The sequence below is a fragment of the Sphingomonas bacterium genome (assembly GCF_903644135.1).
In the GTDB taxonomy this organism is placed as follows: Bacteria; Pseudomonadota; Alphaproteobacteria; order Sphingomonadales; family Sphingomonadaceae; genus Sphingomonas.
In genome coordinates this window covers 1-8975 of the sequence record NZ_CAHJXA010000090.1, presented here as the reverse complement: position 1 = coordinate 8975, position 8975 = coordinate 1, and the positions used below count along the sequence as shown (strand labels likewise).

Genomic DNA, 8975 nt, shown 5'->3' with positions numbered 1-8975 from the left:
CGTCGCCCCGCCCGCCACGCTCACCGCACCGGTGTCCGCAATCGCCGCGCCACCCGACAGCGCCAGCGTCCCCGCCGATACCGTCGTCGTCCCGATATAGGTGTTAGCCCCCGACAGGGTGGTCGTGCCGGTTCCCGCCTGGACCAGGCTACCGCCGCCGCTGATCGCGCTCGCCAGCGTCACCGCGTTGGAGTGGTTGATCGTCAGCACGCCCGCCGTCAGCGCGATCGGACCCGCCACCGAGCCCGTCGTGCCGCCGTTGCCGAGCGTCAGGCTGCCGCCAGAGAGCGTTGTCGTGCCGGTGTAGCTGTTGTCGCCGGTCAGGATCTCGGTTCCCGCCGCGATCGTCAGACCGCCGGTCCCCGACGCCACGCCAGCATAGGCACCGCCGTTGCTGAGCGTCAGCGTGTTGGCCCCCAGCGTCACGCCGCCCGCACCGGACAGTCCGGCGATCGTCGTCCCGCCGCTATGCCCCGCGATGGTGAAGGTGGCGTTATCGACGACGCCCGATGACGCCGCGATCGAGCCGGCGCCGGTCAGCGCCAAAGTACCCGCCGAGATGGTCGTCGCGCCGGTATAGGTCTCGTTGCCGCTCAGCGTCAGGGTGCCGGCACCGGTCTTGGTCAGCGCAGCACCGGAGACGACGCCCGACAGGGTAGTGTTGCCCGATCCGGGGGTAGCGGTGGCGTTCGCGACAATGACCGTCGCACCGCCCGCGCCCAGCGCGACGCCGCCGCCCAGCGTGATCGCCGCCGCGTTGGTGGTGGTGAGCGTGCCGGCGGTGGCGGCATCGCCGATCGCAAAGCCCCCCGTGCCGACATTGCCTGCCGCCGCGACGCTCAGCGTCGAGCCGTTGCTGATCGTCGTCAGCCCGGTCCAGCCGTTCGCGCCGGTCAGCGCGATCGTGCCGCCGCCGGTGACGGTCACCGCCTGCGCCGCCGCAATCGCCTGGCCGTCGATATTGTTGCCGATCCCGGTGGTGATGTTGCCGGTCAGGGCACCGATGACGCCGGCGTTCGCCTGCAGCAGGGTCGCCGCACCGCTCGTCTCCAGACGGATCGCGTTGGCGATCGTGCTGTTCGACACGAAGGTTAGGTCCGACTGACCCGCCGCCGCCGACACGATGTGCAGCGTGCCGGTGCCGGTCGCGCCGTTGCCGCTGACCTGGATGGTGACGCCGTTTTGATAGATCTGACCGGTCAGCCCGGTCGTACCGCTGAACTGTAGGATGCCGCGTGCGCCCGTACTGGTCTGGTTGCCCGCATAGATGGTCGCCGCCGCGGTCGTGCCGGTAGCCGCGCCCGACAGCACCCAGTTACCCGCGTCCGCCTTCACCAGCGTGGTGAGGCCGGTGACGGTGTTGAGCGCCAGCGACCCCTGCTGGCCGGTTATCGCCGCCACGGCTTCGGTGCCGTTGCCGTTCAGCGCGATGGTGTTGCTGCCGCCGCCGAGGTTGATGGTGCCGAACGTCGCCGCGCCGTACGTGCCCGCCGCGCGGACGAGCACCGTGTTGCTGCCGCCCAGGACGGGATCGGCGGTGGTGACCGCCACCGCGCCGACGATGCCGGTGTAGAGGTTTATCGTGTCGTTGCCGCTGCCCAGGCCGATCTTGCCCGTGGTCGAACCGGCGCAGAGGTTGAGCGTCACGACGCCGCTGTTTGTGCCGTTAACCGCGTTCAGATTGCCGTCGCTGGTCGCCGACCCATAGTTGCTGAACACCAGCGTGCCGGTGCCGCCATACTGTACCGCGTTGCCGAACTGGGCATAGCTGGTGTCGGTGCCGCCACGCAGCACACCGGTCGCCGCGTTGGTGATCGTGGTCGCGCCCGTCCCTTGTGATCCGGTCGCGGAGAACCCTGCCGCCCGCATCAGCCCCGCGTTGACGATCGTCACCGCCGCGTTCGACGGATAGATCAGATCGCCCGTCGCGCCGGTGCTTTGGATCGTGCCTCCAACACGGTTGACGATCGTCAGCGGTACGCCGCTCGCGGTCGAGATTAGGCCGGTGACGGTGCCAGCATTGTCGAGGGTCAGCGATCCGCCCGCCGCGTTGATCGCCGTGCTGCCCTGGATGCTCGACGCCGCATTCTGCGCCGCGGTGAACGCGCTCGACCCGTTGGTGATCGTGCCGCCGCCGCTGAGGTACACGCCGGCCGCGCCGCTGGCAGCGGTGATCGAGCCGGTGTTGGTGATGGTGCCGACGCCCCGCACCTCGACGCCATAGACCGTGCCGCTGTGCGCCGTGCTGATCGCGCCCTGATTGGTCAGCGACAGGTTACCGTTGGAATAAATGCCCGACGCGTCGGTCAGGTTGGTGGTGCCGGTTCCCTTGATCGCGCTGCCGGTGCCGTAATTGTAGACGGTGCCGCCGTTGTTGAGGACGATGCCCTGCGCGCCACCCTGGACGGTGCCGTAATTGGTGACGGTGCTGCCCGCGCCCACCGTGTCGATGGCGGCGAGCGTCGCGCTCGCGCCGAGCACTGTGCCGTAGTTGGTCAGCGCCAGCGTGCCCGCGGTGCTGTAGACGCCGCGGCTGCCCTCGATCAAGCTGCTCGTGGTGCTGTTGGTGACATGCCCGCCGCCGTCGAGGCGTACGCCCGCCGTTCCGCCGACGTTGCTGATCGTTCCCGTCGAGAAATCGCCGGCATTCGGCACGGTATAGGTACCTGCCGCGATCGTGCCAGAATTGATTACGCTGTCGGCGGCGTTGGTGCCGTAGACGCCATAGCCGACACCGACGATCAGGCCGTAGTTGGTGACGCCGATGGAAGTCGGCGACGACGTGCCGTACGAACCGACGCCCCAGGCGGTACCTTCCTGCGTGCCCTGCGCGTAGATCACGCCCGACGCCTCGTTCGTGAGCGTCAGGGTACCGCCACCGCGCTTGGTGACGCCTTCGAACTGCTGGCCCTTGATGTAACCGTAATTGTCCACTGTGAGCGACGCGGACCCGACGCTGTTGATGCCCGTATTGCCGCCGATGATCTGAGCATTGTGGAACGCTGTTCCACCGTTGTTCACCGTGCCGGTCGCGAAGACGCCCTCGACACTACCATAGGTCGTCACGACGGCATCGTTGGTCAGCGTACCGCCGGCGGTCGTCAGCGCATTGGTCAGGAACACGTTGGCGCCCAGCACGACATTGGCGTTGGCTAGGTCGAGATGACCGAGGCGCGTCGTGGCGGTGCCGATCTGGCCGTTCAGGGTCAGCGTACCCGCGCCGGTATTGCTGATCGCGACCGCGCCGCCGCCGTCGGTGGAGGTCGTGACCGACGCGTCGTAGGAACCGCCTTGCCCGTTCTGCGACAGGAACAGCGTGCCGTTGTCGATGATCGGGCTGGTATCGGACAGCGTGCGCGTCGCTGTATTTATCCCTGCCTTGCCCTGCAGGGTCGCGCCGGCGTTGATCGTAGTGATGCCGGAGTAGGTGTTGGCACCCGTCAGCGTCAACGTGTTGCCGTTATCCAGGCCGACCGTCACGGAGCCGGTGCTGCTGATCGCCGCACCATAGCTGCCGCTCGCGCCGGTGAAGGTCAGCGTGCCGCTGTCGGTGACCACGCCGCTGGTGAGCGACAGGACTGTGCCCTGCAGTGTCGAGCCCGATCCGATCGTCGTCGTGCCGGTACGGGTGTTGCCGTCGTTGCCAAGCACGACGTTGGTCGCAAAGCCGTTGCCGATGCTGAGCGCCAGGCCGCCGGTCAGCGCGCCGGAATAGGTCTGGGTGCCGTTGACGGGGAACGTCTGGGCGTAAAGCGTTCCGCTGCCGCCGATCGCGTTGGCGATGGTTCCGGTCGCGGTCGCGGTCTGGAACAGCAGCGCGGCGTTGTCGGTCACCGCGCCGATGCCGAGCGCGTCGACCACGGCGGCAGATAGCGCGCCGTCGCTGATCGTCGTGCCACCGGTATAGCTGCTGGACTTGTTGAGCGTAATGTTGCCGGTGCCGACTTTGATAAGCCTCAACGGGCTGTTGGGGTTGGGATCGTCGGTGATGGTGCCGCTGAACGACGACGAGCCGTTGGCGATGCCGATCGTCGTGCTGCCCGACGTGCCATAGCCGCCCCGCAACGTGCCGCTACCCGTCAGCTTGTCGACGATCACCGTGCCCTCGACGCCGTCGAAGATCGCCCCCGCTGCGATGTTCAGGCTGCCCTGGTTACCGGTGTAGAACCCCTGGCTCGAGCTGCTGCCGTTGACGATGCCGCCCTCGACGTCGATCAGGCCGCCGCTCGACAGGCTGATGACCGTGTTGCCGTTGCCGCCATAGCCGATCGCCGTCGGCTGGTTGCCGGTGAATTTGATCGTGCCGGCACCGGTGAAGGTCGTCCCTTTGGTGTAGAGCAGGCCGGTCGTGTTGGCGATCTCCAACGTCGCGCCCGAGGCGATCGACACCGTGCCGTTACCCAGCGCGCTCGCGGTGTTGCTCTCGACCAGCGTGCCGCCGCTGATCGTCGTCGTGCCGGTATAAGCTGCGCTGCCGGTCAGCAGCCAGGTGCCGGCATCCTGCTTGGTAAGGTTGGTGACGTTCGCAATCGTCGAGGTGTCGATCGTGCCGGCGGCGCCGTTGCCGCCCGTTCCGCCAGTCCGGTCGTCGCCGATGCCGCGCAGGACCAGCGCGTTGGTACCGCCGCCCAGGTTGACGCTGCCGAACGAAGCCGCCGGCGACGCGCCTTGGCCATTGTAGAACTGGAGCGTGTCGTCGGCGTTGCCGAGCGTGATCGCGCCGTTCATCACCGACCCGGCGAGCAGGCTGATGTTGCTAGCCGCGCTGTTCGCGGATGCAAGGATGGCGGTGCCGCCGGTGCCGGTCACCGTGCCCTGGTTGATCAGGTTCAGTCCACCGGAGTAATTCCGGAATGCTGTAGTGCCGGAGACGGTCCCGTTGTTGGTGATCGACACGATTCCGGTCGAGGACGCGACTCCGACGCTATTGCCGACGCCGCTGATCGTGCCGAAGTTCGAAACGGTGACGCCGCCCGAATAATTGAACAGGCCAGTACCGCCGGACACGGTGACGCCGTTCGCCACCGTGACGGCGACCAGCGCCGCCGTGCCACCGTTCGTGGTGATGCCAGCATCGCGGCCAGTGACATTGGCGTTCACCTGCAACGTGTTCGTGGCACCCGCGCCGGCCGACCCGTTGAAGCTGACGCCGGCAAAGCCTGGCACCGCGGTTCCGCCGATCGCCGCGCCGACGGTGACGCTGGTGTTGTTGGAGCCCGATGCGCCAGCGGCATAGATGCCGTAGTTGCTGGCGTTGGCGCCGGTGCCCGACCCGTTGATCGTGCCGCCCGCCACGGTCGTGACGCTGATCGCGCCGCCGTTGGACGCCGCGTTGATGCCGACGCCGCTGCTCCCGACGGTGATCGCCGAGCCGGAGGTGACGGAGGCTCCAGCGCCGTTCAGGCCATTGGCGGCGATGCCGGTGGTATTGGCGGAGATGGTGCCGCCGCCGGACGTGTTCACGGTGGCAACGCCGTCGCCTACGGTGACGGTGATGCCTGTATCGAAACCTGAGATGTTGAGCCGACCGGTCGAGGCATCGACGCCGCCATAATAGTCGCCGCCGGCGTTGACGCTGACGCCCGCGACATGCGTGCCGCTGCCGACTAGGTTCGCTGTGAACCCGTTCCCGTATATCACGTAGAAGCCCGGGTTGGAGACAAGGATGCCGTAGCTGCCCGTCAGCGTGCTGGTCCCCGCGCCGAGGTCGACGCCCAGATTGGCACCCGCCGTGACATGCAGGGCGGCACCGCCATTCACGCTGGTGGTGAGGGTGTTCGTCCCGGTCAAGTTGACGCTGTTGGTGTTGCCAGGATTCGACTCCGCGAAGAATGCGTCGGCGGTCGATGGACCACTATTGGTGGTCGCGTTGATGGTGACGCCATTGAGCGTGATCGGCCGATTCGCGTAATAATTGTTCTCGTCGTAGATGTTGCCGACGTACACGCCGCCCGTACCCCCCTGCGTGCTGTCGACGACGTTCAGCGGATAGGCGTTCTGGGCGGTGATCGTGCCACCCTGTCGCGGCGTGGCGACGGTTGTCTGCGCCGTCGCCGGGCTAGCCAGCGCCACCCCGACGATCGCCGTCGTGCCCAGCAATATGCCACGCAGCAGCCGCTCGCGGGCCGGCGTTAGGCCGCGGGTCGACGTCACGCCCGAACGGGCGAGGTGCGTGCGCTTGGTCATCTAAGAAATCCCCCTGTTGTCGCTGGCCGTAGAGCCGAAGTCGTCCGCCGCCAACGGCAAGTCTTTACAAGAGCTATCAGACACGCTTAAGCCGACGGGTGATCGAAAGCGGCACGCATGAACCCGATGCCGACCCGGCCGCCTGGCACCTGCCCGACGGCACCGCCCTGCGGTATGAGCGCCCCGCGCCTTCGCTGCGATCGCTGATCGCGGACTATGTGGTGCTCGATTCCGATCCCGCGGTGTTCAAGGGCCCGAGTAGCTGGCTGCTGCCCGGATCGCCGAAGCTGTGGGTGGCGCTGACGCCGGACGTGCGGATCAAGACCCGCAGCCGACCGATCAGCGAACTTGGCGCCGCCGTGCTGATCGGCCCGTCCAGCATCACCATGCCGACCGAGTCGAGAGGCGGGGTGTCGATCGTCATCGAACCGACCCCGCGCGGCTGGGCGCGCCTGTTCGACGTTTCGGCGGCGAGCCTGCGCGATCGGATCGTCCCGCTCGACCAGCATCTTCGCGCCGGGTGGACGGCGGAGATGCTGGCGCGGCTGCACGCGTGCGATCGCGGTGCGGACGTGAAGAGCGTCCTCGACGCCTTTTTCATCGAGCGCTTGCCATCCCCGACCGAGCATGAGGACGGGATCGCGCGCATCGAACAGTTGATTGTCGACGAGGCCGGCTCGGGTGATATCCTCGGCTGGGCCGCCCGGGCCGACATCGGCAGCCCGCGGACGCTGGCCCGGATGTGCGAGAGCTATTTCGGATTCGGGCCCAAGCTCCTGCAACGCCGCCACCGGTTCCTCCGCGTGTTCGCCGCCATGCTGATCGCGCCCGAGCCGGTCGACTTCCGCATCGTGCCGCCGGGCTATCACGACGTTCCGCATTTCCTGCGCGACGCGCGCCACTTCCTGGGCATGACCGCCCGCCAGTTCCTCGCCATGCCGATGCTTTACCTGCGCGCGGCGCTGCGCGCGCGGACGGCCGTGCTCGGAACGCCGCTGCCCCTGCTGGATGCCCCCGAGCCGCCCGCCTGATCCAGCTACGCCTCAGGCAATGGGCGCAAGGCAGGGTTGATCAGGCGCGGGTACTCATGCCGCAGTGCCTTCCTAGACAATCATCTAGCGGTGCGCAGCAGTTGAGAGAACCGGCTGATCCTCCAGGCTGGCAAGCGCCTCCGCCTCGATTGCGCGAAGCTCCGTCAGCGTTTCGGTCAGTGCTTGCTGCTGAGCGAGCATTTCGGCGATACGGGATCGAACGCGAGTGACAAGCAACTGAGTTTGCTCATTATGATCGGATCTTGGGCGGTACAGGTCCAGGAAGTCCTTGAGGTCGGCGATCGAGAAGCCGAGCCGCTTGCCACGCAGGATCAGCTTCATGCGCGCGATCTCGCGGCGGCCGTATACGCGCGTCGTGCCCAGGCGTTGCGGTTCGATGAGCCCTTCTTTCTCATAGAACCGCAGGGTGCGCTCGGTGACGCCGAGGTCGGCGGCGACCTGCCTGATCCCGGCGATGACGCGTTCGTCGCGATGTGCCTCTGCCATTACTTTCTTCCGTGATATCCTGTCTGATTACGTCTCGGCTCCGCATCCGGCAACAATCCCCATTGTTGCTCAGCCATGCGCCGACGGCCTAGCATCTTCTTCTCTTGACGTATACGTCACTTTGCTATCTATATCGTTGCCAGCAAACAACCCCAGGAGCACCGGTGAGCAACGTCGTCGTAGCAGGCTTTGCCCGATCCCCTTTTCACGTCGCCGGCAAGGGCGCGCTCGCCGGCGTGCGCCCTGACGACCTGACGGCGCAGGTGATCCGCGGGCTGATCGAACGCACGGGGGTGGATGCCGCCGACATCGAGGACGTCATCCTGGGCTGCGCCTTTCCGGAGGGCGAGCAGGGCCTGAACGTCGCGCGGCAGATCGGCTTACTGGCCGATCTGCCGCTGTCGGTGGGCGGGATGACGGTGAACCGCTTCTGCGGCTCGTCGATGAGCGCGATCCACATCGCCATGGGCCAGATCCGGATCGGCGCGGGCGAGGCGTTTATCTGTGCGGGCGTTGAGTCGATGAGCCGCGTGCCGATGATGGGCTTCAATCCGCTGCCCAACCCCGCGCTCGCCGCTGGCAATGCCGGCGCTTACCTGAGCATGGGCGAGACCGCCGAGAACGTCGCGACCAAGTACCAGATCACGCGACAGGCGCAGGAAGCGTTCGCCGTCGCAAGCCAGCAAAAGGCGGGTGTTGCGCGCGCCGCCGGCAGGCTGGCCGACGAGATCGTGCCGATCCGGACCCGGAAAGGCCTGGTCAGCGAGGACGGCACGCTGCGGCCTGAGACGACCGCCGAGGCGCTGGCCGGGCTCAAGCCGGCGTTCGATGCGACCGGATCGGTGACGGCGGGCACCTCCTCGCCGCTTACCGACGGAGCATCGGCCGTGCTGGTCACGAGCGAGGATTATGCGCGCTCGCACGGCCTGGCGATCCTGGCGCGGATCCGGTCGGTGGCGGTGGCGGGCTGCGCGCCGGAGATCATGGGGATCGGCCCGGTCGAGGCGAGCCGCAAGGCGTTACTGCGGGGGCGGATCGATGCCGGGCAGCTCGACGTGGTCGAGCTGAACGAGGCGTTCGCCAGCCAGGCGCTGGCCTGCATGCGCGACTTGGGGCTGGACGAGCGCAAGGTAAACCTGGACGGCGGCGCGATCGCGCTCGGCCACCCGCTCGGCGCGACGGGCGCGCGCATCGTCGGCAAGGCGGCGGCGCTGCTGAAGCGCGAGGGCGGCAGCTACGCGCTCGCCACCC

General features: G+C 67.5%; 4 protein-coding genes. 2 read left to right on the top strand and 2 right to left on the bottom strand.

What is annotated here, in order from left to right:
- A partial coding sequence (locus tag HUU96_RS06665; RefSeq protein ID WP_174292055.1) for an autotransporter-associated beta strand repeat-containing protein occupies window positions 1-6186 on the bottom strand: 6186 nt, incomplete at its 3' end.
- Window positions 6187-6284: 98 nt separating this feature from the next.
- On the opposite strand from HUU96_RS06665, the gene HUU96_RS06660 reads away from it, so the two are divergent.
- Window positions 6285-7217, top strand: a complete 933-nt coding sequence (locus HUU96_RS06660) for a helix-turn-helix domain-containing protein (protein WP_174292054.1) — start codon at window positions 6285-6287, stop codon at window positions 7215-7217.
- Window positions 7218-7301: 84 nt separating this feature from the next.
- On the opposite strand, the gene HUU96_RS06655 is transcribed toward HUU96_RS06660, so the two are convergent.
- Complete coding sequence (locus tag HUU96_RS06655; RefSeq protein WP_174292053.1) at window positions 7302-7724, bottom strand: MerR family transcriptional regulator; 423 nt, start codon at window positions 7722-7724, stop codon at window positions 7302-7304.
- 164 nt (window positions 7725-7888) lie between these two features.
- Between HUU96_RS06655 and HUU96_RS06650 the strand changes: the two genes are divergently transcribed.
- Window positions 7889-8975 (top strand): thiolase family protein (locus tag HUU96_RS06650; protein WP_174292052.1); only part of this gene is annotated, 1087 nt, incomplete at its 3' end.

Coding starts and splice junctions, on each gene's coding strand:
- HUU96_RS06655 (WP_174292053.1), bottom strand. CDS start 7,724: ATGGCAGAGGCACATCGCGACGAACGCGTCATCGCCGGGATCAGGCAG.